General features: G+C 56.7%; 21 protein-coding genes, 1 tRNA gene and 1 riboswitch. Of the genes, 14 read left to right on the plus strand and 8 right to left on the minus strand.

What is annotated here, in order from left to right; genetic code table 11:
* Positions 1-17 precede the first annotated feature (17 nt).
* Complete coding sequence (locus tag ACVDG4_RS08900) at positions 18-1,676, minus strand: lysine--tRNA ligase (RefSeq protein ID WP_409689730.1); 1,659 nt, start codon at positions 1,674-1,676, stop codon at positions 18-20.
* Positions 1,677-1,932: 256 nt separating this feature from the next.
* On the opposite strand from ACVDG4_RS08900, the gene ACVDG4_RS08905 reads away from it, so the two are divergent.
* The 3 genes from ACVDG4_RS08905 to ACVDG4_RS08915 all read left to right on the plus strand — a co-directional run bounded on the left by ACVDG4_RS08905 (position 1,933) and on the right by ACVDG4_RS08915 (position 3,964).
* A complete protein-coding gene (locus ACVDG4_RS08905; RefSeq protein WP_209177786.1) occupies positions 1,933-2,304 on the plus strand; it encodes a tellurite resistance TerB family protein in 372 nt (123 codons plus the stop codon).
* Between the two features lie 26 nt (positions 2,305-2,330).
* Positions 2,331-3,401: an alpha/beta hydrolase family protein gene (locus ACVDG4_RS08910; RefSeq protein ID WP_447235103.1), complete on the plus strand. Its 1,071-nt coding sequence runs from the start codon at positions 2,331-2,333 to the stop codon at positions 3,399-3,401.
* Positions 3,402-3,553: 152 nt separating this feature from the next.
* Positions 3,554-3,964, plus strand: a complete 411-nt coding sequence (locus ACVDG4_RS08915) for a hypothetical protein (protein ID WP_306149447.1) — start codon at positions 3,554-3,556, stop codon at positions 3,962-3,964.
* Positions 3,965-3,981: 17 nt separating this feature from the next.
* Here ACVDG4_RS08915 and apaG read toward each other — a convergent pair whose 3' ends face one another.
* Complete coding sequence (gene apaG, locus ACVDG4_RS08920) at positions 3,982-4,401, minus strand: Co2+/Mg2+ efflux facilitator ApaG/CorD (protein ID WP_209172933.1); 420 nt, start codon at positions 4,399-4,401, stop codon at positions 3,982-3,984.
* A 128-nt stretch (positions 4,402-4,529) separates the two neighbouring features.
* On the opposite strand from apaG, the gene ACVDG4_RS08925 reads away from it, so the two are divergent.
* The gene (locus ACVDG4_RS08925; RefSeq protein ID WP_306149448.1) at positions 4,530-5,141 is read left to right on the plus strand and encodes a CDP-alcohol phosphatidyltransferase family protein; all 612 of its coding nucleotides are present in this window, start codon (positions 4,530-4,532) and stop codon (positions 5,139-5,141) included.
* A 31-nt stretch (positions 5,142-5,172) separates the two neighbouring features.
* On the opposite strand, the gene ACVDG4_RS08930 is transcribed toward ACVDG4_RS08925, so the two are convergent.
* On the minus strand, positions 5,173-6,030 hold the full coding sequence (locus ACVDG4_RS08930; protein ID WP_447234788.1) for a LysR family transcriptional regulator: 858 nt from the start codon (positions 6,028-6,030) through the stop codon (positions 5,173-5,175).
* 113 nt (positions 6,031-6,143) lie between these two features.
* Here ACVDG4_RS08930 and ACVDG4_RS08935 point away from each other — a divergent pair, with 113 nt between their 5' ends.
* Positions 6,144-6,755, plus strand: a complete 612-nt coding sequence (locus tag ACVDG4_RS08935) for a LysE family translocator (protein WP_447234789.1) — start codon at positions 6,144-6,146, stop codon at positions 6,753-6,755.
* A 9-nt stretch (positions 6,756-6,764) separates the two neighbouring features.
* Here the strand turns inward: ACVDG4_RS08935 and ACVDG4_RS08940 are convergent, their stop codons facing one another.
* Complete coding sequence (locus ACVDG4_RS08940; protein WP_447234790.1) at positions 6,765-7,082, minus strand: ArsR/SmtB family transcription factor; 318 nt, start codon at positions 7,080-7,082, stop codon at positions 6,765-6,767.
* Between the two features lie 91 nt (positions 7,083-7,173).
* Here ACVDG4_RS08940 and ACVDG4_RS08945 point away from each other — a divergent pair, with 91 nt between their 5' ends.
* Entirely contained in the window at positions 7,174-7,527 is a 354-nt protein-coding gene (locus ACVDG4_RS08945) for a putative quinol monooxygenase (protein ID WP_447234791.1), read from the plus strand.
* Between the two features lie 54 nt (positions 7,528-7,581).
* Here ACVDG4_RS08945 and ACVDG4_RS08950 read toward each other — a convergent pair whose 3' ends face one another.
* Together ACVDG4_RS08950 and ACVDG4_RS08955 are read right to left on the minus strand one after the other, a co-directional pair.
* Positions 7,582-8,190, minus strand: coding sequence for a DUF3885 domain-containing protein (locus ACVDG4_RS08950; RefSeq protein WP_447234792.1), 609 nt, complete (start codon positions 8,188-8,190; stop codon positions 7,582-7,584).
* A gap of 45 nt (positions 8,191-8,235) precedes the next feature.
* Positions 8,236-9,435 (minus strand): O-succinylhomoserine sulfhydrylase, encoded by a 1,200-nt coding sequence (locus ACVDG4_RS08955; protein WP_447234793.1) that lies wholly within the window; start codon positions 9,433-9,435, stop codon positions 8,236-8,238.
* A gap of 43 nt (positions 9,436-9,478) precedes the next feature.
* A riboswitch (SAM riboswitch) is annotated at positions 9,479-9,558 on the minus strand.
* 128 nt (positions 9,559-9,686) lie between these two features.
* Between ACVDG4_RS08955 and ACVDG4_RS08960 the strand changes: the two genes are divergently transcribed.
* From ACVDG4_RS08960 to ACVDG4_RS08970, 3 genes are all read left to right on the plus strand, one after another.
* Entirely contained in the window at positions 9,687-10,823 is a 1,137-nt protein-coding gene (locus ACVDG4_RS08960; RefSeq protein WP_447234794.1) for a 2'-deoxycytidine 5'-triphosphate deaminase, read from the plus strand.
* Positions 10,824-10,830: 7 nt separating this feature from the next.
* Positions 10,831-11,397 (plus strand): IMPACT family protein, encoded by a 567-nt coding sequence (locus ACVDG4_RS08965; protein ID WP_447234795.1) that lies wholly within the window; start codon positions 10,831-10,833, stop codon positions 11,395-11,397.
* 137 nt (positions 11,398-11,534) lie between these two features.
* Positions 11,535-12,809: a glycoside hydrolase family 3 N-terminal domain-containing protein gene (locus ACVDG4_RS08970; RefSeq protein WP_447234796.1), complete on the plus strand. Its 1,275-nt coding sequence runs from the start codon at positions 11,535-11,537 to the stop codon at positions 12,807-12,809.
* Here the strand turns inward: ACVDG4_RS08970 and ACVDG4_RS08975 are convergent.
* Positions 12,775-13,569, minus strand: a complete 795-nt coding sequence (locus ACVDG4_RS08975; RefSeq protein WP_447234797.1) for an ion transporter — start codon at positions 13,567-13,569, stop codon at positions 12,775-12,777. The two genes, ACVDG4_RS08970 and ACVDG4_RS08975, sit on opposite strands and share 35 nt — an antisense overlap.
* Positions 13,570-13,720: 151 nt before the next feature.
* Here ACVDG4_RS08975 and ACVDG4_RS08980 point away from each other — a divergent pair.
* Both ACVDG4_RS08980 and ACVDG4_RS08985 read left to right on the plus strand, forming a co-directional pair.
* Positions 13,721-13,794 (plus strand) — tRNA-Gly (locus tag ACVDG4_RS08980).
* A gap of 234 nt (positions 13,795-14,028) precedes the next feature.
* Complete coding sequence (locus ACVDG4_RS08985) at positions 14,029-15,636, plus strand: BCCT family transporter (RefSeq protein ID WP_447234798.1); 1,608 nt, start codon at positions 14,029-14,031, stop codon at positions 15,634-15,636.
* An 81-nt stretch (positions 15,637-15,717) separates the two neighbouring features.
* On the opposite strand, the gene ACVDG4_RS08990 is transcribed toward ACVDG4_RS08985, so the two are convergent.
* A complete protein-coding gene (locus ACVDG4_RS08990) occupies positions 15,718-16,131 on the minus strand; it encodes a universal stress protein (protein ID WP_209177070.1) in 414 nt (137 codons plus the stop codon).
* 1,174 nt (positions 16,132-17,305) lie between these two features.
* On the opposite strand from ACVDG4_RS08990, the gene bchI reads away from it, so the two are divergent.
* The 3 genes from bchI to bchO are packed head-to-tail and all read left to right on the plus strand — an operon-like array spanning position 17,306 to position 21,148.
* Complete coding sequence (bchI, locus tag ACVDG4_RS08995) at positions 17,306-18,361, plus strand: magnesium chelatase ATPase subunit I (protein WP_447234799.1); 1,056 nt, start codon at positions 17,306-17,308, stop codon at positions 18,359-18,361.
* Entirely contained in the window at positions 18,354-20,228 is a 1,875-nt protein-coding gene (locus tag ACVDG4_RS09000; RefSeq protein ID WP_447234800.1) for a VWA domain-containing protein, read from the plus strand. Before bchI ends, ACVDG4_RS09000 begins: the two co-directional genes overlap by 8 nt.
* A complete protein-coding gene (gene bchO / locus ACVDG4_RS09005) occupies positions 20,228-21,148 on the plus strand; it encodes an alpha/beta fold hydrolase BchO (RefSeq protein ID WP_447234801.1) in 921 nt (306 codons plus the stop codon). Before ACVDG4_RS09000 ends, bchO begins: the two co-directional genes overlap by 1 nt.
* Positions 21,149-21,154: the final 6 nt, after the last annotated feature.

Here is a 21,154-nt window from a genome sequence, read left to right on the forward strand (position 1 = left end):
TTCATAAGTCTGGCGCTCTAGTCCGCGATCGTTCCGGCGAGCGCCTTTGAAATCATGTCGCGGGTTTCGGAAATCCCGTAGAGCGCGACAAAAGATCCAAAACGCGGGCCTTTTTCCTGTCCCAACAGAAGCTGATAAAGCGCTGAGAACCAGGCAACGGACACGCCCGGTCCACCATCAGGTCCTTTTTTGTTGTGATCCTGGTAGCGCTCGATCGCCCTTGCTACATCCAGAACCGCGTCCTGGATCGTTGCACCGTCGGCATCAGCCGGTAGAGCTGCAAGTTTCGCATCCAGTTGCTCAAGTGCCTGACGCTCAGTTTCATCCGGTGTCTTGAAGGACTTGTTCGGTTTCACAAAATCGTCGAAGTAACGAATTGCGTAGCCGACCAGCGCGTCAAGCTCCGGATGTGTCTCAGCTGTTACGCCTGGCGCATAGCGGGAAATGAAGGCCCAAAGCACATCCTTGCTGTCTGCATTGGATGCGGATACCAGGTTGAGCAACATGGCAAACGGCACCGGCATGTCGATCTTAGGGATGTCGCCGGAGTGAATGTGCCATGCCGGGTTTTGCAGTTTCTGCTCAACCGGCATCTGTTCGTATTTCTGCGCGAACGTATAGTATTCGTCGACTGCCTTCGGGATCACATCGAAATACATCCGCTTCGCTGTCCGCGGTTTCTGGAACATGTAAAGCGCAAGGCTTTCCGTAGGCGCGTAGGTAAGCCATTCGTCGATGGACAAACCATTGCCTTTCGACTTGGAGATCTTCTCGCCCTTATCGTCCAAAAACAGCTCATAGACGTAATGCTCCGGCGGCGTTCCGCCGAGGACCTTACAGATCTTGTCGTAGACCGCCATGTTCGGACCGTGGTCCTTGCCGAACATTTCGAAATCGACGTCAAGCGCTGCCCAGCGCGCACCAAAGTCCGGCTTCCACTGAAGCTTCACGTTGCCGCCAGTGACCGGCACGGTCACGTCCTGGCCGTCTTCATCCTCAAAAGTGATGGTGCCGTCCTTGGCATTGACCTCTTTCATCGGGACATAAAGAACCCGGCCAGAGGTCGGCGAGATGGGAAGGAACGGCGAGTAGGTCGCCCGGCGCTCTTCGCCAAGCGTTGGCAACATCACATCCATCAGCTTTTGATAGCGTTCGGCAGCCCGCAGAAGAATGTCGTCGAACTTGCCCGACTTGTAGTAGTCGGTCGCACTCGCGAACTCATAATCAAAGCCGAAGGTGTCTAGGAACCGCCGCAGCATGGCATTGTTGTGATGGCCAAAGCTCTCATAGTCGCCGCCGAACGGGTTCGGCACGACAGTGAGCGGCATCTGCAAATACGGCTCCAGCGCGGCTCGGTCCGGCACGTTTTCCGGGATTTTCCGCATGCCGTCCATGTCGTCGGAGAAGCAGATCAACCGGGTTGGGATCTTGTCTTCGGTCAACAGACGGAACGCGGTGCGCACCATCGTCGTGCGGGCAACTTCACCGAAAGTACCGATATGCGGCAGCCCGGATGGGCCGTAACCTGTTTCGAACAGAACCGGTTTTTGCGGATCCCGCTTCTCGATCCGTTTGACCAGTTTTCGCGCTTCTTCGAACGGCCACGCTTTGGACTTGGTGGCCGCCTCGACAAACTCTTGCGAAAGGTCAAGCGGAGGCAGGGATTGATCGGTCATGTTCTTAAGGTCGTTTCAGTTGTTCTTGAGGGAAAAGCTGGCGAAACGGGTCATTCCCCGGGGTTGGCCAGCTTGATGCGGCGCGACACTAGAAAACAGCGGGGCCGCCGTCAATCAATTGTCAAAGGGAACATGCTTGAAGCAGCGGGTTTGAGCAGTTACATCGGGGCAACAGAAATGCCCATTGGTGGCCAAGGAGAATTGAAAAGTGTCAGGACAAGACCCGATCAGCATCGAGGAAGCTCTCATCTACGTGATGGTGATTGTCGCCGCCTCGGACAATTCCATGACCGACAATGAACTGGCAACGATCGGCGACATGATCAAGACACTGCCCGTCTTCAAGGATTACAACCCGAACAATGTCATTCCGGCAGCGCAGCGCTGCGGCGACATTCTGCAGGATGAAAATGGCCTGTCGCTGGTTCTTGAACTGGTCGGCGACATTCTGCCGTCAAAACTCTATGACACCGCCTATGCGCTGGCCGTTGAAGTCGCCGCAGCCGATCTGCACGTCGAAAAGGAAGAATTGCGGATCCTCCAGTTGCTGCGCGATCGTTTCAGCCTGGACAAACTGACCGTCGCAGCAATTGAGCGCGGTGCCATCGCCCGCCACCGCACGGCCTGATCAGAGGTCGTTGATCCTTGCGTCCCATGCTTCGGCGCTGGATTTACTGGCTGACCGGATCCGTGTTTGGCGCGGTTATGCTGGTCGTCGGCCTGCAGGTATTATCGGGTCTCGATGATTTTGACCTTTCGGCTTACGAGGCTAGGTCGGTTTCGTTTCGCCATCAGGACACACAAATCTCCGGGACCCTGCACCTGCCCGGCGTGCAGGGCGCTCCCGTCATACTGCTGGTCCATGGCGACGGACCGCAGGACCGGTACTCGGGCGGCGGATACCTGCCGCTCATAAAGGTCTTTCTTGAGAGTGGCATTGCCGTTTACTCCTGGGACAAGCCAGGCGTTGGCGACAGTCAAGGCAATTGGCTGAACCATTCCATGAGTGACAGGGCTGACCTTGCGAAAGCGGCCCTTCTTCAATTGAAAACACTTCCCGACCTGTCACTGTCTTCATTTGGCTTTCTGGGGTTCTCTCAGGCCGGATGGGTGCTGCCTCACCTCGCTCAGGAAAGCGAGCCAACTGATTTTCTGGTGCTCGTTGGAGGTGCCGTCGATTGGCAACGCCAGGGGCAATATTACACACGGCAAAGACTGGCTGCCGACGGCGCTTCTGCAGAGGCAATCAAAAGCGAACTGGATCGCCAAGCCTCTCAGAACGAACAGTATCTGGGCCCAGAGGCGGCTTACGCCGATTACGTTGCCGCTCAAGACACAACCACTCCGATGCCCGAGGATCGGTTTCACTTCGTTAAAAAGAACTGGCGTTTAAACTCCACAGAAACGCTGAAGACCGCCGAAAAGCCAATGTTCATCATTCATGGCAGCGACGACCTGAACGTTGATCCCGACTATAATTCTCAGACCTACCGGCAAATTCTGGAAGACCAGCACCCATCCAACCGGTTTGAAATCATCGACGGCGCCAGTCATGGCTTGTTACGTTCTGATTTGTTCAATTACCAGCGCCCCGACCAAATGCCTTTTTGGGTCGAGTGGGCCTTTTTGGCTTTGGGGCGTGAGGCCTTTACACCGGGAGCACTCGACCTTATCGCCAACTGGGTCCATGACCAGTCGCATTCCGCAAGCGTGACGGCGCGCTAGTTTGGGTCAAGGTTCAGGGTGCATTAAACAAACTCCGCCTGGCGACCCAAATCGTTCCAAATTGAATTAATAGCTTTACCCGCCCCTAACCGGGAGACCGCTAAGACCCGATCAGAGCCGAAAAGGCCAAGGGGCATCATGCGGAGATGGGGATGAACAAGCCTTCACAAGGCTATCAGGCGACTGTGCGCTATCCGTTAAGGCGCCATCAGCAGCAAGTCGCCCTTAGGCACCCCGCTCAAGCCCACCGCCCCAATCGGCAGGTTTCCCGCATCAAAGCTCAGAAGAAAGCCCACTGGGGTGTGCGGATGCTGATCGCCTTTGTTGGCTGGATCGTTGGCGTCACCGCCGTGTCGCTGGTGATGTTCGCCGAGTATCATTATCCGCTGGCCAAAAACCGGGACCCAGATCTTTTTGCGCTCGTCCTTGGCACCGGTTTTGCCGGACATGCGATCTATGCTGTCATGGCGATCCTGGCCGTTGCCCTGCTCACCGCGTTCAACCGACGGAAATGGATCTTGTGGGTCCTGATTGGTTTTGCGGGCGGCCTCTACAGTGTCTGAAAGCGCCGGAGCCCAACCTAGTTGAGGCTACGGATCGTATCGGGAAGGTCCAGCGAGAAGGCTGGCACTTCAACCTGGAAGGTCGTGCCGTCTGGACGCTCCATTTCGTATGATCCGGCCATGATCCCGGAATCGGTCGCAAGCGGGCAATAAGAGGAATACTCGTAGGTCTCGCCCGGCTCGATCACAGGCTGCTCACCAACCACACCTTCACCGCGCACCTCTTCCAGCCGGCCGAGCGCGTCCGTGATCATCCAATACCGGCTCTTGAGCTGTACAGGCTTGTCACCACCGTTGTGGATCTCAACAAGATAGGCCCAGATAAACTCCTGGTCTTCCGGTTTCGACTCATCGTCCAGATAATAGGGCTCTACGGAGACTTCGATATTGTCGGTTATGGCGCGGTAACTGCCAGACACGATTGTTCCTTTTATCATTCCGGCCGCGTGGCCGAGTTGCATGTGGCTTATAGGGCGATTGACGCAACCGTGAAAGAGTGTGGCTTGTGAAATCGGACCGGATTTCGCATTAACGCCCAAACAATCCTTCGTAAAGCCGCTTCTACATGTTTGATGCCCGCCTTCGACCAATGATCGATCCTCCCCTAAATGCAATCGGGGTACGGCTGGCCAACGCCGGCATCAGCGCCAACATGGTGACAGTGTCCGGTTTTTGCTTGGGGTTATTGGCTGCCGTCTCAATCGCTTTTGGATATTTCCTGGCAGGGTTTGTTCTAATCGCCCTCAACCGGCTGTTTGACGGATTGGATGGGGCGGTTGCGCGCGCCAGCCAGAAAACGGATCTTGGCGGCTATCTGGACATCACGCTCGACTTCTTTTTCTACGGTGCAATTCCACTCGCCTTTGCAATTCAGGCTCCAGAGACCAATGCGCTGCCTGCAGCGGCTCTGCTTGCAAGTTTTTATGCCAACGGCTCGGCGTTCCTTGCCTTTGCCATCATGGCGGAAAAACGCAAACTTTCGACCAACCACCAAGGGGCCAAGTCGCTCTACTACATTGGCGGCTTGGCGGAAGGCACCGAGACGATCGGCCTCTTCTTGCTGATGGCGCTCCTGCCAGCCTGGTTCCCTGTCCTTGCCTGGGCGTTTGCCGGCGTTTGCCTTGTGTCAGCCAGTGCTCGCGTCCTGATCGGTCTCCGCGCCTTGAAGGATCGCTGATTACCCTACCATACCACTCAGGTCCGGCCATTTAGGTCCAGGTGCTCTCGCAGAATTGCCAGAATGTTTGCGCAGCGCGTGACCGCGGAGCCTTGTCGATCCGGGCCAAGATAATCGACCTTGGCGCAGTTGGGGTGAGCGGCAAGACCTTCACGCCAACCGGCTCAGACGGTAGAGCCAGTTTTGCAATGATCGACACCCCAAGGCCGGCCTTGACCAGTGCCAGGATCGAATTCACCTGCAATATGGTGTGCGCCACATTCGGCGTCTGTCCGGCTGCTGCGAACCATTTCTCAACCAATGGCGCGCTCCCGCCTTTGGTCAGGATAAAGGGATCTTGGCAAAGGTCCTCCGCCCGCACCGTTGACCGTACCGCCAACGGATGATCGTCCCGAACCAGGGCGACCAGCTCGTCCGACACGAGCGGGAGAATGTCCAGATCCTCTTTATGCGGATCCGCCAAGATCGCCGCATCCACGCCGCCGTTGCGCAAAACCGTTTCAAGGTCTGCGTCCGGGAATTCCAGGATCTCAACGTCAATACCAGGAAATTTCCGGCCAAACGCGCCAAGTAGCCTTGGAAGAATATGAAAGGAGGCGGATGATCCAAAGGACCCGAGGCGGACGGTCCCGATCTTGTCCCGCCAGACATCCTGCAAATGACGGAGCGCTTTGTCTTGCAGAAGATCGGCCTGACGGGCAAATGCCGCCAAGGCTTGCCCTTCTTCGGTCAACCCGAGTGGCCGGGCCCCGCGAATGAGCAAATCCAGTCCAAACCGTTTTTCCAGCTGGGCAATGCCCTTGCTGACAGCCGGTTGAGATATGCCAAGGGCCCGAGCGGCTTCGGAAACACTTCCCGTTTCCTCGATGATCCGAAGAGCCCGGACCATTGCGAGAGGAAGATCCTGAGAATCTGACGACAAAATATAACCTCAAGTTATTTTCTTATGCCAAGATATATCTCTATTCGACCTTCCAGCACAATTACCGTCTGGACAACATCATGCCCCTAGAAACCTGGCTCGCCTTCGTCGCCGCCTCTCTCATCCTGACCATGACCCCGGGTCCCAGTATCCTATTGGGTATGGTTCATGCCTTGCAGTTCGGGACGAAACGCACGCTCTATACTGCCCTCGGAGACATCTCCGCCAACATGATCCAGATGCTGCTGGTCGCAGCAGGCCTGGGCATAATCATCGCAAATTCAGCAGTCGCGTTTCAGGCCATAAAATGGGCAGGCGTCGGTGTGCTGATCTTTATGGCCGTCAAAATGTGGCGGTCAGCACCAACTCTACCTGACGCTGCAACACCAGATCGGTCGTCCCACCCGGCGCGGCTTTATGCGAGCGGCTTTGCGGTTGCGTTTGGCAACCCGAAGGCACTGGTCTTTTTCACCGCCTTCTTTCCGCAATTCATAGATCCGACGGCGCCGGTCCTGCCCCAGTTGTCGGTCATGTGCCCAACCATGGCCGCACTCGATTTTGCGTTTGTGATGCTTTATGCGGCAGGTGCCAAACAGTGCCTCGGTTTCCTGAGACAACATCCAAGACTTCTGAACCGGACGGCGGGCGGCACCTTGCTGACGGCGGCCGGACTTCTGGCATCGACGCGTTAGAACAGGATGTCAGGGGCTGATCTCTTCAGCAATCAGCGGCAACAATCCGGGAAAACGAGTATCGATCTCCTCCCTGCGCAATGCGGCGGCTCTGGAATTGCCCCGATCGACTTGCCGGATCAAGCCCGCTTCTCGCAATACCCGGAAATGGTGAGTCACTGTGGCCTTGCTGACCGGAAGCTGGAAGGAGGCACAGGTCCGCTCCGTGCCCGTGTCCGCCTGGGCCAATTCCCGGATCACGCGGCGCCGATGTGGATCTGCCAAGGCGGTGAGGACCTTTCCCAAGTCCAGGTCGACCGGCTCCAGATTGTCGTTCTTCTCTCCCATCTCATCCCTCATGCACCACTCGATAGGTAAGGCTTGCATCTTACCTTTTATTCACCTAGGTACGACATCCATCATACCTAAGGAGATCTCCATGTCCAATCCTGACTTCGCGCTTCCGGACCCCGACACCGACGAAACCGGTCCTTATGCGCTGGTCGGTCAAGCCCGCGCACGCCCTGGTTCTGCTGAAAAACTGGAACAGGCACTTGTTGCGCTCATCGCCCCGACACGGGAAGAGACAGGCGCTCTTCAATATCACGTGCATCGCGACCGGGCCGACCCGGATCTCTTCGTCTTCTACGAAGCCTGGGTGTCTCTGGCAGACCTAAAGGAACACCTCCAGATGCCGTACATTCAACAATTCCTTGCAGGCCATCAGGAGCTTGTTGACGGAGAGATGCAAGTCACCTGTCTTAAAATGGCCAGTCCTTATCCGGGAGCCTGATCAATCGTTGAACTGGCGGACTATATCGCCGCCAGTGCCCAGGAAGAAATGACATTAAGAGGCAAACTTGCGGTCAATACGTTCAATGTCATGACTGAGTAACCAATGACGAAACTCATCATATGGTTTCAGAAGAGGTGAGCGTTGGACTGAAACCAAATCTAGGCCCCTGTCATCATAGGCGTGCAAGATCACTGCCTTCTTAAAATCCAAAATGTACGTTCGTGTGTTCGAAGCAGCTGGTCTTACTTGCATCTCTGCAGCAATATCCAACCAAAGAAGCTCAGCGATTTCCCAGCTGCTGCCCACTCGATGGAAGTACCAATACTCATCAGCAGAACCAGATACACCATCCCATTTAATGGCGTAGTTGTGTTTTCTGAAATCTGAATAAACAGACTTCAGCCCCTTGAATTTTGAATAGATTTTTCCGTCGATTCCGTAGCCTACAATAAGAGCATAAACACTATCTGTGTTGTCGAAGACGGCTTCTGCAATCTTTGTAGATCTCTGATGCGCTTGCACAAATCGCCTTATTGGCTGCTGCATACCCAGAGTTCCGCCAAGCTCAAATCGAAGTCCATATTCGAACTGATAGAAAAGGCCGTCGGGTAAGCGTTCCACTCCAAAAACCTTGCGGAAACGTTCAAATATGTCCTGCATGGGGTTTTCTTTCAGCGTGTTCAATCACTTTCGCAGTTCATTAGACTATATCGCCGCCAGTGCCTTTTCGACGTCCTCAAGAAGATCCTGCGGGTCTTCCAGACCAACAGAAAGGCGCAGGATGCCGTCGGTAATGCCGAGCTCGGTGCGGGCTTCCTCACCGATCGACTGGTGGGTGGTCGTTGCCGGGTGGGTGATCAGGCTTTTGGCATCACCGAGATTGTTGGAGATCCGGATCAGGTCCAGCGCATTCACAAACCGGAATGCAGCCTCCTTGCCGCCCTCGATTTCAAGCGCCACCATCGTCGAACCACCGCGCATCTGACGCTTGGCGATCTCGGCTTGCGGGTGATCATCGCGGCCCGGGTAGATCAAGCGTTTCACCTTGGACTGACCTGCCAGGAAGTCCGCAATCTGACCAGCGCTGCTCGTTTGCCGCGCCACGCGCAGCGGCAATGTCTCAAGCCCCTTCAAGAGCACCCAGGCACTGAACGGGCTCATGTGCGGGCCGGTATGTTTGACAAACGGCATAACCTCTTCGGTGATCCACTCTTCATCGGACAAAACAACACCGCCGAGACAGCGCCCCTGCCCGTCAATATGTTTGGTGGCGGAATAGATGACCACATCCGCGCCCAGGCTCAGAGGAGACTGGTACATCGGCGTCGCAAACACATTGTCAACGATCAGGCGCGCGCCAACCGACTTTGCAATTTCCGCGACCGCGGCAATATCGATGACTTCCAGGGTCGGATTGGTTGGGCTTTCCAGAAATAGCGCCTTGGTGTTCGGCTTGACGGCCGCTTTCCACTGCTCGATGTCCGTCCCATCGATGAGCGTGCTCTCAACACCAAAACGCGGCAGCAGGGTCTCACAGATGTAGCGGCACGAGCCGAAAAGGGCTTTCGCCGCAACCACATGATCCCCCGCCTTGACCGACGCCATCAGGGCAAGATTGACCGCGGCCATGCCGCTGGCGGTTGCCCGCGCAGCTTCCGCGCCTTCCAGCATCTTGATACGGTCTTCGAACATCGCAACGGTTGGGTTGGCATACCTCGAATAGACAAACCCCGGATCTTCACCATTGAACCGTGCTTCGGCCGCTTCCGCACTGTCGTACACAAAACCCTGTGTCAGGAACATCGCCTCGGACGTCTCGCCGAAAGGTGAGCGGGTGGTGCCGCCATGAACGAGTGCGGTCGCAGGGCGCCAGTTGGTTCCGGCGGTGTTGTTCTTGTCAGTCATGTCGATGTTCGCTCCAAACGAAAAAACCCCAGCCTCAAGACCGGGGTTTGCACCTCCGGCCTTTTTAGCGACTTGTTTAACGTGGCTGCAAGCCGGCCGGCCCAAATCACCACGAGTTGGAATTCACTTAAGCGAAAACGGGCTTCCGGTCAATCTCGGCACACCGAAAACCCGGCTACGGTACAGAAAGAGTGTTGGCGGGGCTTGCCGCATCCGTTAAGGACGGTAGGCAAAGACTTCAGGATGAATTGATGAACGTATCAGCGGACCCAACCACACCAGGCAGCGGATTGATCGGAGCGAGCGGAATTTTGCCCGAACGCGTCATTCAGGCCATGTTCGCAGCGCAGGAGATTTCCGCCGCACAGCCGCCGGTCGAAGGTCAGGTCCAGCCGGCCAGTCTCGACCTGCGCCTTGGATCCGTTGCCTACCGGGTGCGTGCCAGCTTCCTGCCGGGCCCTGACATCAAGGTTGCGAACAGGCTGGAGCAGTTGAAACTTCACACCGTCGATCTTCGGGATGGCGCGGTTCTGGAGACGGGATGCGTCTATATCGTCCCCTTGCAAGAAAGTCTGGCACTGCGGCCCGACATCTCCGCGACCGCCAACCCGAAAAGTTCCACCGGGCGGCTGGATGTTTTCACCCGCGTAATCACCGACAACGGCCAGGCTTTTGATACCATTCCGGCAGGCTACACTGGCCCGCTTTATGCGGAAATTTCGCCGCTCACGTTCCCGATCCTGGTGCGTTCCGGCTCCCGCCTCAGCCAGATCCGGTTCCGGCGGGGACAGTCGCTGATCCCGGACGCTGATCTTGAAGGCATCCACAAATCAGAAACCCTGATGAGCGGCGGCAATGAGCGGATCGGCGGCGGTGTCCAGCTTTCCATTGATCTGGAAGGCGAAGGCCCGGGCAGCCTGATTGGTTACCGCGCCAAGCATCATTCCGGGCTGATTGACGTTGATCTGGTCGGCGCTCAAGACCCGCTTGATTTCTGGGAACCGATCTACCGCCGTCAGAATGCTGAACTGATCCTTGATCCGGACGCTTTCTACATACTTGTCAGCCAGGAAGCCGTTCACGTCCCGCCAGACTATGCCGCCGAGATGGTGCCGTTCGATCCACTGGTCGGGGAGTTCCGGGTGCATTATGCCGGTTTCTTCGATCCCGGCTTCGGCCATGCCGGTGCCGGCGGTGTAGGCTCTCGTGCGGTTCTGGAAGTCCGCTCCCATGACGTGCCCTTTATCGTGGAACACGGGCAGACCATCGGCCGCCTTGTCTATGAACACATGGCCGAACGGCCCGCGACACTTTATGGCGAGGGCATCGGCTCCAACTATCAGGGCCAGGCCTTGAAGCTCTCCAAGCATTTCAAGGCCTCAACCTGAACACTGAATGTCCTTGAAAACCATCACTCGCGAATACGAAGGCTTTCTGGAAGACCGGAAGTCCCGGTTCCTGGCCTTTTTGGTGCCCATTGAGCAGTTCGACACCTGTCTGGAAGAACTGCGCAAGGAGCACCGCAAAGCCAATCATATCGTGACCGCGCACCGGCGGCTTCTGGATGATGACCGGATCGAGGAAAGCGGCAAGGACGATGGCGAACCGGCCGGCACGTCCGGAATGCCGACCTTGCGCGTCCTGCAGGGCGCAGACCTGATCAATTGTGCAGTGTTGATCGTACGGTATTTCGGCGGAACAAAGCTGGGCGGCGGAGGCCTTGCCCGCGCCTATTCAGGCGCTGCCCAAGACGCGATTGCAAATGCCGATTTGGTGCCGTTTCAAAAACTCTCCCGCAAGAGGGTCAGCGCAGACTTTGCATCGAGTTCCGAGTTGGAACGGAAAATCACTGGCCTCGGTCTGGACGTGGTCTCGCGCGACTACACCGAAACAGGTGTCGTTCTGATAGTGGAAGGGTCGGAGGATCTCCTGGATGCCCTTGACGGCAGCGCGGACGGTTAAGTCTCCAGGCCCAAGCCGCAGTCCGCTGCCACGATCATTATCGTCCGACCATCGATAAGATCGCTTTCTCACGCCCACCGCGCTACCTTGACAAGAACAGAGGATCGGCATCCGTTTTCTGGAGTGGAGTAAAAGGCTTGTTTTCAGTTACGAAACGATCTCTGGCCTTGACCGCCATGCTGCTGTTCTTCCCTTTTCTCCTTGCGGCGCTGTGGATTACCCTCTTTCAAGCCGGACCTAATCGGCTCATTTCCGGCGGGCCTAAAGCCAGCACATTGGAGCGGAAAATCGGTCAACTGATCATGGTTGGGTTTAACGGCACCAGCCCGTTGGATCCGGGTGTCATGGCTGTCAGCGGCCAACTTGAAAGTGGCCGCATCGGCGGCGTTATGCTGCTTGGCCGCAACATTCAAACACCCGACCAGCTGACCACCTTAACTCGCCACCTTGCCGATCAAGGTTCCGTGTCTTCGGTGTTGATCGCCGTTGATCAAGAAGGCGGCCTGGTTCAGCGCCTGGCCCCTCTTGGCGATCCTATGACCTGGAGCGCAGCGAAGAATATTCCGGCCGCCACAGACAACTGTGCACCTCGCAAGGTCCGCGCTTATTATGCCCGCCGGGCCGCCCAACTTGGCGCCTACAACATCAACGTCAACTTCGGTCCCGTCGTTGATGTGGACATCAACCCGGACAATCCTATTATTGGCAAGAGAAAGCGGAGTTTTTCCGCTGACCCGGCCACCGTTACCAATTGTGCTGCGGGGTTTATTGCCGCCCATCAGGCCGCTGGAATAGCAACAGCGCTGAAGCACTTTCCAGGTCACGGATCTTCAACGACGGACAGCCACACCAGTTTGCCGGTGATCAGCCAGTCCTGGCACGAGCATGAACTGGAGCCTTATCGCGCACTCAAGCGGCAGGACCGGGTGGACATGGTGATGATGGGCCATCTGGTTCACCCGCGCTTTTCCGACACGCCAGAAACTCCAGCCTCTCTTTCGAAAAAGGGGATTGCGGAGGCCAGAACCCTGGCCGGCAAAGATGCTGTCATCATCACGGACGATCTGGAGATGGATGCAGTCTCTGATCGGTTTTCGATCGAAGACGCAGCGGTGCAAGCGATCGCCGCCGGGAATGATATTGTGCTCTTTTCCAGTTTTGACCGGACCGACCCTCAGCTCGGTGACCGGCTCAACGCCGCCATTGTGGCCGCCGTTGCGGATGGCAGGATCAGTGAAGCCCGGGTTGATCAGGCTGCCGCGCGGGTTGCCGCCTTAAAACACCGCCTCCGCCGGTTTCGGGTGGGCGTTTTGCCGGATCCGCAGTCTGCAAGACTGGGCCCTGGACCGAAGAACCCCCCCTCCTACGCCGCAGCAACTACGATTTTGCCGTCTGCTCCCGCAGCTCCTTGAGTTCGGCCCGCAAGGCTTTCACTTCTTCCAAAATTAGCCCCGTTTCATCATGAATCGCTTGGCGGTTGGCATCGGCTTCCGCTTCATGCTCCTCCTGCATGGCGGAGACGATGATACCGATGAAGAGGTTCAGAACCGTGAAAGCCGTGCACAGGATGAACGGCACGAAGAAGATCCAGGAGAGCGGATAGACTTCCATGACCGGCCGGACGATCCCCATGGACCAGCTTTCCAGCGTCATGATCTGGAAAAGCGTATAGAGCGATGCCCCAAGATCACCGAACCATCCGGGAAACGATGCGCCGAAGAGTTTGGTCGCCATTACTCCGAACACATAGAAAACCAGTGCCATCAGAACAACGATGGACCCCATGCCCGGCAAGGCGGCAATCAACCCGCCAATCACCCGCCGCAGAGACGGAACAACGGAAATCAGGCGCAGAACACGCAGGATGCGGAGCGAGCGCAGGACGGAGAGCGTGCCGCTGGAGGGCAGCAATGCGATTGCAACGATGAAAAAATCGAAAAGGCTCCAGGGATCTTTGAAAAAGCGCAAGCCATGCGCAAACAGACGCAATGCGATTTCGATCACGAATATGCCGAGGATCGTCTGATCGATCGCAATCAAAATCGTGCCGAACCGGTCCATGACCAGTGGGCTGGTTTCCAGTCCGAGCGTGATCGCGTTCACGACGATGATCGCAATGATCCAGTATTCCCACGTGCGTGAGGTAACCAGGGCTTTGATTTTTTCCCGCATAATCTGTTCCGGAGCCTTAAATATTCCAACGGCGCTGCGCCGCGCGGAACATGGAGGTTCGGGCCGGTCTTGGCAAGATGGCAGCGTGCGGGATAACACAATTCCACCGCTTGACAGTTCGCCGGACTGGGCGCACTAAAGATGGGCTCAAGCGGGTGTAGCTCAATGGTAGAGCAGAAGCTTCCCAAGCTTAAGACGAGGGTTCGATTCCCTTCACCCGCTCCAGCGATCTCAAAGCTTTGACGCCCCTCACCCAGCACGTACCTGCCCGCAACATGACCTAATGTCGTGATAGTAGTGTTGTATTTTTATTCTGAGCGCGGCGGGCCTTTGAATATTTATTACTGATCGCATGCCTCTTTTTGAAGCTAATTATGATCACTTTTCTGCCGCAGCGTTAGACAGAACCTGTCTGCCGTGCCAGTCTACTCCGATAGTATAAGCCAGGAGGGGGAGACAATGACGGACACAAGTCACAAAAAGATGCTCGATCCAGACCCAAGGGTTTGGGATTTCGAGACGGAATACGAACTGGGACAAGACAATATCCGTCCGCTTGGGCTGGACATCCACAATCCGGTTTTCATCGTCTCAGGCATTCTGATCCTGGGCTTCGTTATTGCAGCGCTTGCCAATCAGGAGGCTGCCGCAGCTTTCTTTGGTTGGCTACGCCCCTGGCTGACGAGCACGTTCGACTGGTTCCTGGTGCTGTCGGTCAACGCGATCACCCTTTTCTGCCTGGCGCTGATCGTACTGCCGGTTGGCAAGGTCAGGATTGGCGGCAAGGACGCCAAACCCGACTATTCCTATGCGGGCTGGATCGCCATGATGTTTGCAGCAGGCATCGGTATTGGTCTGCTTTTCTTCGGGGTACTAGAGCCTGTCTATTACAACTATTCCGAAAACGGCGGCGCGCGGCCGCTCGGTATCGACATCACCCAGCCCGGCAACGAATACATCGGCATCGTCGGCACAATTCACCATTGGGGGCTCGAAGGTTGGGCTGTCTACGCGGCCGTCGGCCTGTCGCTGGCTATCTTCGCCTATAACCTCAACCTGCCACTAACCTTGCGGTCGGCGTTTTTTCCGCTGCTCGGAGAGAAAGTATGGGGTTTCTGGGGTCATGTCATCGACACGCTCGCGGTATTCGCGACGCTGTTTGGCCTGACCACCTCGCTTGGATTAGGCGCACAACAAGTTGCAGCCGGTTTGAACGAGGTCTTCGGCATTGCACCGTCACCCATGCTCACCGTTCTTATCATCGTCGGCATCACACTGATCGCCCTCGGGTCCGTGCTGCTCGGCATGGATGCGGGCGTGAAGCGGCTGTCTGAAATCAACATGATCATGGCCGTCGGCCTGTTTCTCTTTGTCGTCATCGTGACCGGGATCGGCGCCGCCTTCTCAAGGTACTTCAGCGTGATGGTCGACTACGTGACCCTTCTTCCCGCGCTCTCCAATCCGTTTGGCCGTGAAGACACCAGTTACTTCCATGGCTGGACAACCTTTTACTGGGCCTGGTGGATTGCCTGGTCGCCCTTCGTCGGCATGTTCATTGCGCGTATTTCCCGCGGCCGGACGGTAAGGGAGTTTGTCCTGTGCGCCCTGATTGCCCCGACTGCAGTCTGTGCACTGTGGATGTCCACATTCGGCGGCGCTGCGATCGACATGCTGAATGCAGGCGGCGCAGAAGGTGTGCGGGCCACGGTCATCGATAGCTACGCACCGGAAGGCGCGCTCTTCGGCTTCTTAAAGGAGCTGCCGCTTTACAGCATCGTGGCACCGATCTCGCTCGTTCTCATCGTGATCTTCTTCGTCACTTCGTCGGACTCCGGTTCCCTGGTGATCGACACGATCACAGCCGGCGGCAAGCTGGATGCACCCGTTGTTCAGCGCGTTTGGTGGTGCACACTCGAAGGTCTGGTGGCCATAGCCCTGCTACTAGGCGGTGGGCTGAACGCACTTCAGGGGGCGGCGGTCTCCATGGGAATTCCTTTCACCATGGTCGTCCTGGTCATGTGCTATTGCCTATGGCTGGCGCTGCGGTCCGAGCACCGCAAGCTTTAGGCCCCGGTTTGAACGCCCCCGTTCCGCGCGGGGGCGTTCACCACCCTATCAGACGCCGTCCTTGAACCTTCGGTTCGCGCGTTAACCCCGGACAACATAGACCGAGCATTTTGCATGTGCGACGACGTGGCTGGCGGTGGTGCCAAGCAGGTAATCCTGAACACGTGGATTGGCTGACTCCATCACGATAAGATCCACGTTCCGCTCATCTGCGAGCTTCACGATCTGCCGGTGTACCGCGCCGAGACGGACAACTGTCTCCAGTTCGATCCCCTCTGCAGGATGCTGCTCAACGAAACTCTTCAGCTGCTTTTCCCAGTAGGAAGCGGAATCCCGAATGTTGAGGTTCCGTTCCATTTCAGGAGCGATGGTCGCCACCAGAAGCTTTGCCTGCCTGCGCCGTGCCATGGCCATGGCTTCTTCATACGCGGTGACGTTCAACTGCACATGGCGCAGATTGACCGGGCAGAGGATCAATGAAGTATCGCTGGGCATAACATCCCTTTCCATCCAGGACGGCGGATAACGGTCAATTGTTTGACCCGAGTCATCTTAATCCAATCGAATTGCGACCAACAATAGCTCCCTTATGGCCGCAAGTCGCCGCCAGCACAGAGACGTGGTGCCATTGCCTCCCTTTTGGTGTCCGGTTTTCTTGGTTAGACACGGCGGCGCTTGTTTCTTGGACACAAAGACACCGGCATTCTACGTACAGCGCCAAAAAAACCGCGCCGCCTGAACTCATATTTTTGAAAGAGGAAACAGTGCTCAAAGACGAAAGCTGCATAACTTGCGCCTACGAGCTGGGATTGTCAGGTCGATGCGATTTTCATTATAAGTATTTTAGGTGCCAGCAATTTTCTACGCCAATTAAACACTATCAGTTTGAGATGCTTGTGCCACATGCCAACGAAAAGCCAAGCCTGTTCATCAGTTTGAAATATGAATATTGTCAGAGTTTATTCCTATAGATTTAGCGACCCGAGCATCGCCGTAACAGTTTTCTGCTTTTTCTTGATGGCCCTATCGATCGTTTTATCTGTCGCTATTTTTGCTACTTTCGCGGCATTTCCACTTATAGAATTTTCAGAATACTTGACTACTCCTCTGATAAGCATCGGAAAGTCTTTGATAGTAGATAATTCAAGTATTTGGTTCTATAATTTTGCCGCTGCCGTCCATTTTAAGAACGCGATCATCATTGCAGTCGGCTTGATTGCTGTAATATCTATTTATTCCCAGTATCAAATCGAAATCAAAACACGAAAAAAGACTGCTTATTTGTTGATATACATCCTATTGTATTTCCTTTGCATCTACATATCAGTGTTTACATTAACAGATGAAGCGCGCGTAGGGCGCGCGCTTACAAGTGTTTATGCCGGCAATTATTTCAGAGGCGTATTCATGTATACGTTCGCAAGTGCATGGCTGAATATTCTTTTTGTTGCCGCGATCTCCACATGCATTTCCGTAGAGAAGAAGCGTGCGTGACTTGTCGCGCCTGATACGGCGCTTTGCGAAAACAAATAGTACCGCGATAGTTTCTTTCTGAAGAGTAGCGACCTGCGCGCACCTCACACCACAGCCAACAAAAAAACGCTCCGCCCCTTCTCTCCACCAACAAAATGTGTCAACTTATATTGACACTCATATATGGTGGATTCCAATGTCAGCACTCTTTCCCTTCTCAGCCATTGTCGCCCAAGAGGACATGAAAAAGGCCCTGCTGATGGCCGCCGTAGAGCCGCTCTTGGGCGGCGTCCTGATTTTTGGTGATCGCGGCACCGGCAAATCGACAGCCGTCCGCGCACTCGCTGAGCTGTTGCCCAAAATTGACACCCGCGCGGGCTGCCGGTTCAATTGCTCACCGGACCATCCGCAGGCCGCCTGCCCGGTTTGCACCCCTGCAGATGGCAAGAAGCCGCCCAAAAAAGTGCAGATCCGCACCCCCATGATCGATCTACCGCTTGGCGCAACGGAAGACCGGATTTGCGGCGCTTTGGATCTGGAAAAGGCGCTGGTTGCGGGCGAAAAGGATTTTGAGCCAGGGCTTTTGGCAGCGGCCAACCAGGGCTTTCTCTACATCGATGAAGTCAATCTTCTCGAAGATCATCTGGTAGATCTTCTTCTTGATGCTGCAGCCTCCGGCGTCAATGTGGTCGAGCGGGAAGGCCTCAGCATTCGCCACGCTGCCCGCTTCGCGCTGGTCGGAAGCGGCAATCCGGAAGAAGGCGATCTGCGCCCGCAGCTGCTCGACCGGTTCGGTCTCAGTGTCGAGATCCGCACAATCAACGATCTCCAGCAACGCATTGAGGTGATCCGCCGGCGTGACGCTTTTGAAGCCGACCCGGATGCATTTGTGGCGAAGTGGTCCCGCAAGGATGCTGCCATCCGGAATAAAGTGGTCAAGGCCCGCAAGATCCTGCGGCAGGTCGATATTCCGGATGATGTCCTCTCAAGGATGTCTCAACTTTGCATGAGCCTTGGCATTGACGGGATGCGCGGCGAGCTGACCCTCATGCGGGCCTGCCGGGCAAGCGCAGCCCTCGCCGGACGTTTGGCGGTAACCTGGGCGGATGTTTCTGACATTTCGCCAATGGTTTTGTGTCACCGGTTGCGGCGGGATCCGCTGGATGATGCCGGAAGCGCTCCGCGGATTGAACGCGCCGTCGCTGCCGTGAGCGCCGAGGCCGCCGCCGCAACAGAGGCAGCGCATGGATGATGTCCGGTCCATGCAGGCTTTTGATGCCGCAAGACCAGAACTTGCCCCGAATACGTGGCAGGATGCCCTTCTTGCAGCACAAGCGCTGAAAGCAGGCGGTGCCAGACTGGGCGGACTTTGGCTGAAGGCCCGCGCAGGCGGTGTGCGTGATGCATATCTCGATCATCTTGCCGCGCTGCTGGGCCAGGACAAACCCTGGGTCCGCGTTCCCTCATCCGTTTCCTTGCAGGGCCTGACCGGCAGTGTCGACATTCCGGCAACCGCCCTCGCTGGGCGTGTCATCACCCAGCCCGGGCTTCTCGCAAAGGCTGATCAGGGTGTCCTTCTCATCCCGATGGCGGAACGTGTGGAAGCCCCTGTTGCGGCGCTGATCGGCGAGACAATGGATCGCCGCGCCTGCCCAAGGGCCGGCCGCCCAGCCGACAGTGCTGCCGAGGACACCGCCGACTTTCTGGTGATCGCGGTTGATGAAGGGGCAGACCCCGAAGAACATCTCCCCAAGGCGCTAGGAGACCGACTCGGGCTCATGATTGACCTGAATGCGATTCCTTGGAGCGAGGTCGCATCACATTCGCCCGACGCGGAGCGTACCTCCACCGTCACTGCTGCCGACGTGATCATCAGTGACGAACTGATCGGCCTTCTGTCCCGTCTGGCGTCTGCCGCGGGCGTTTCTTCGCTGCGCACTTTGAAACACCTCTCAAGGCTCTGCCAAACGCTTGCAGCGCTGGAGGAGCGAAGCACTGTTTCAGAAGCAGATGCCCTCACCGCGGTCCGCTTGTGCCTTGGGCTGTCCCTCGCCGCGCAACCAAACGATCCGGTCGAAGAAAACCAAGCACAGCCTGAGGACAATGACCAATCTGACCAACAGGATGCAGGGCCCAAACTGGACGGGGAAAACCTGGATCAGGACACGCCTGCAACTGCTGAGCAGGACCTTTCCGCGCTTTCAGAGCTTTTGGCGGCTGTCGAAGCCGGCACAATCGACGGTCTTCCCGAGTTTCTGGCCGACACAACCAAATCCTCGCCCCGGGCCCGGTCCGGACAGTCCGGTGCGGTTCGCAAAGACGCCCGTCGCGGCCGGCCGGTTTCAACCTCTCGCATGCCGCCCCGTCCGGATGCCCGTCCCAACATTCTTGCGACCTTGCGTGCAGCCGCTCCCTGGCAACTCATCCGGAACCGCAACCGGGACATTCTGGCAACCAAACTGGAACGAACGATCGCCGCTCCACCGCGCCGCAAACCGCGCACGTTGATCACGCGCGACGATTACCGCTATCAGCGCCTGCGTCACGAGACGCCATCGACTGCGATATTCGTCGTTGATGCCTCCGGCTCAACAGCTTTGGAGCGTCTTGGCGAAACCAAGGGCGCCATCGAGCAGTTGCTTTCCAGGTGTTATGTGCGCCGGGATGAAGTGGCAATGATCGCTTTTCGCGGCACCCAAGCAGAAACCCTTTTGTCACCGACCCGGTCGCTGGTCATGGCAAAGCGAAAACTTGCCGGGCTTCCAGGCGGAGGTCCGACACCACTGGCGGCCGGTCTGGAACGGGGCATGGAGCTCGCGCTCAATGTCCGGCGTCAAGGTAGCACACCGGTACTGGTCCTCATGACGGACGGACGGGGCAACATTGCGCTGGATGGCACGCCAAACCGAACCCGGGCAGCTGAACAAGTGCACGGTCTTGCAGAACAGTGCCGTGCGCATGAGATCCGGGCAATTTGTATCGACATCGCCCGCCGTCCTCGGGAATCCGTTTCCACTCTGGCCAGCACCATGGGCGCAGATCTGCATATTTTGCGGCATGCCGATTCCCGTGCCATGTCCGATCTCGTCAACGCTTCGCTTGAGGAGGCGCACAGCTGATGGCGGATCGTGATTGGCTCAACTGGGACCGGGACGGGCAAGACTGGCCTTACAGAGAGGCCAGCCAGTTTGTAGAGGCGAGCGGTTACCGGTGGCATGTCCAGTTGTTAGGTCAAGATGCGGCACCGGCGTTTCTTTTGATCCATGGGACCGGGGCAGCCTCTTTCTCCTGGCGCAATCTAATCCCCTTTCTAGAAAACGACTATCGGCTGATCGTCCTGGATTTGCCTTGCCATGGCTTCACCCGGCCGACGGAAAGCCCGGACCTCTCTCTTGAAGGCATGACGACTGCCATTCGTGGATTGTTGCACCATCTAGACTTGAAACCGCAATTATTCTTAGGGCATTCGGCCGGGTCGGTTATCGGGATATCGCTGGTCAACGCAACGCGTCATGCGAAACACACGCAGGACCCAACGCCGCAAATTTTCAGCGTCAACGGGGCCTTGAAGCCGATACGCGGCAACCGGATCCTGTCGCCAATGGCCAAGGCGTTGTTCGCAAATCCCTTATCGGCGTCCATGTTTTCTTTGCTCGCAAAGGCGACGCCTCTTGGCAACAACCTCTTGAGCGCAACCGGATCCCGGATCGATCCGCTAGGTGATGCGATTTACCAAGGCCTCCTTGGATCTTCCGGCCATGTTCGCGGGGCTCTTGGGATGATGGCTTCCTGGGATCTGTCGCACCTGAACGCCATGCTTCAGCGATTGAGCGCACCGCTTCATCTTTATGCGGCTGAAGACGACCCGATGGTGCCGCCGTCCAGCTCAAGAAAAGCCGCAGCGCTTGCACCGAACGGACATCTGCAGCTCGCGCCGATCGGTGGCCATCTTGTGCACGAGAGCCATCCGGAAGGCGTCGCAAGCTGGATGACTGAGGCCCTGCAGGCCGCCAAGACCAACGGCGCTGATGCTGCATGAGCAAGG

Source organism: Roseibium sp. MB-4, assembly GCF_053005265.1.

Bases quoted from the DNA above. Each gene is read 5' to 3' on its own strand.
- ACVDG4_RS08900 (WP_409689730.1), bottom strand. From the start codon at position 1,676: ATGACCGATCAATCCCTGCCTCCGCTTGACCTTTCGCAAGAGTTTGTC.
- ACVDG4_RS08905 (WP_209177786.1), top strand. From the start codon at position 1,933: ATGGTGATTGTCGCCGCCTCGGACAATTCCATGACCGACAATGAACTG.
- ACVDG4_RS08910 (WP_447235103.1), top strand. From the start codon at position 2,331: ATGCTTCGGCGCTGGATTTACTGGCTGACCGGATCCGTGTTTGGCGCG.
- ACVDG4_RS08915 (WP_306149447.1), top strand. From the start codon at position 3,554: ATGAACAAGCCTTCACAAGGCTATCAGGCGACTGTGCGCTATCCGTTA.
- apaG (WP_209172933.1), bottom strand. From the start codon at position 4,401: ATGATAAAAGGAACAATCGTGTCTGGCAGTTACCGCGCCATAACCGAC.
- ACVDG4_RS08925 (WP_306149448.1), top strand. From the start codon at position 4,530: ATGTTTGATGCCCGCCTTCGACCAATGATCGATCCTCCCCTAAATGCA.
- ACVDG4_RS08930 (WP_447234788.1), bottom strand. From the start codon at position 6,030: ATGGTCCGGGCTCTTCGGATCATCGAGGAAACGGGAAGTGTTTCCGAA.
- ACVDG4_RS08935 (WP_447234789.1), top strand. From the start codon at position 6,144: ATGCCCCTAGAAACCTGGCTCGCCTTCGTCGCCGCCTCTCTCATCCTG.
- ACVDG4_RS08940 (WP_447234790.1), bottom strand. From the start codon at position 7,082: ATGGGAGAGAAGAACGACAATCTGGAGCCGGTCGACCTGGACTTGGGA.
- ACVDG4_RS08945 (WP_447234791.1), top strand. From the start codon at position 7,174: ATGTCCAATCCTGACTTCGCGCTTCCGGACCCCGACACCGACGAAACC.
- ACVDG4_RS08950 (WP_447234792.1), bottom strand. From the start codon at position 8,190: ATGCAGGACATATTTGAACGTTTCCGCAAGGTTTTTGGAGTGGAACGC.
- ACVDG4_RS08955 (WP_447234793.1), bottom strand. From the start codon at position 9,435: ATGACTGACAAGAACAACACCGCCGGAACCAACTGGCGCCCTGCGACC.
- ACVDG4_RS08960 (WP_447234794.1), top strand. From the start codon at position 9,687: ATGAACGTATCAGCGGACCCAACCACACCAGGCAGCGGATTGATCGGA.
- ACVDG4_RS08965 (WP_447234795.1), top strand. From the start codon at position 10,831: ATGTCCTTGAAAACCATCACTCGCGAATACGAAGGCTTTCTGGAAGAC.
- ACVDG4_RS08975 (WP_447234797.1), bottom strand. From the start codon at position 13,569: ATGCGGGAAAAAATCAAAGCCCTGGTTACCTCACGCACGTGGGAATAC.
- ACVDG4_RS08985 (WP_447234798.1), top strand. From the start codon at position 14,029: ATGACGGACACAAGTCACAAAAAGATGCTCGATCCAGACCCAAGGGTT.
- ACVDG4_RS08990 (WP_209177070.1), bottom strand. From the start codon at position 16,131: ATGCCCAGCGATACTTCATTGATCCTCTGCCCGGTCAATCTGCGCCAT.
- bchI (WP_447234799.1), top strand. From the start codon at position 17,306: ATGTCAGCACTCTTTCCCTTCTCAGCCATTGTCGCCCAAGAGGACATG.
- ACVDG4_RS09000 (WP_447234800.1), top strand. From the start codon at position 18,354: ATGGATGATGTCCGGTCCATGCAGGCTTTTGATGCCGCAAGACCAGAA.
- bchO (WP_447234801.1), top strand. From the start codon at position 20,228: ATGGCGGATCGTGATTGGCTCAACTGGGACCGGGACGGGCAAGACTGG.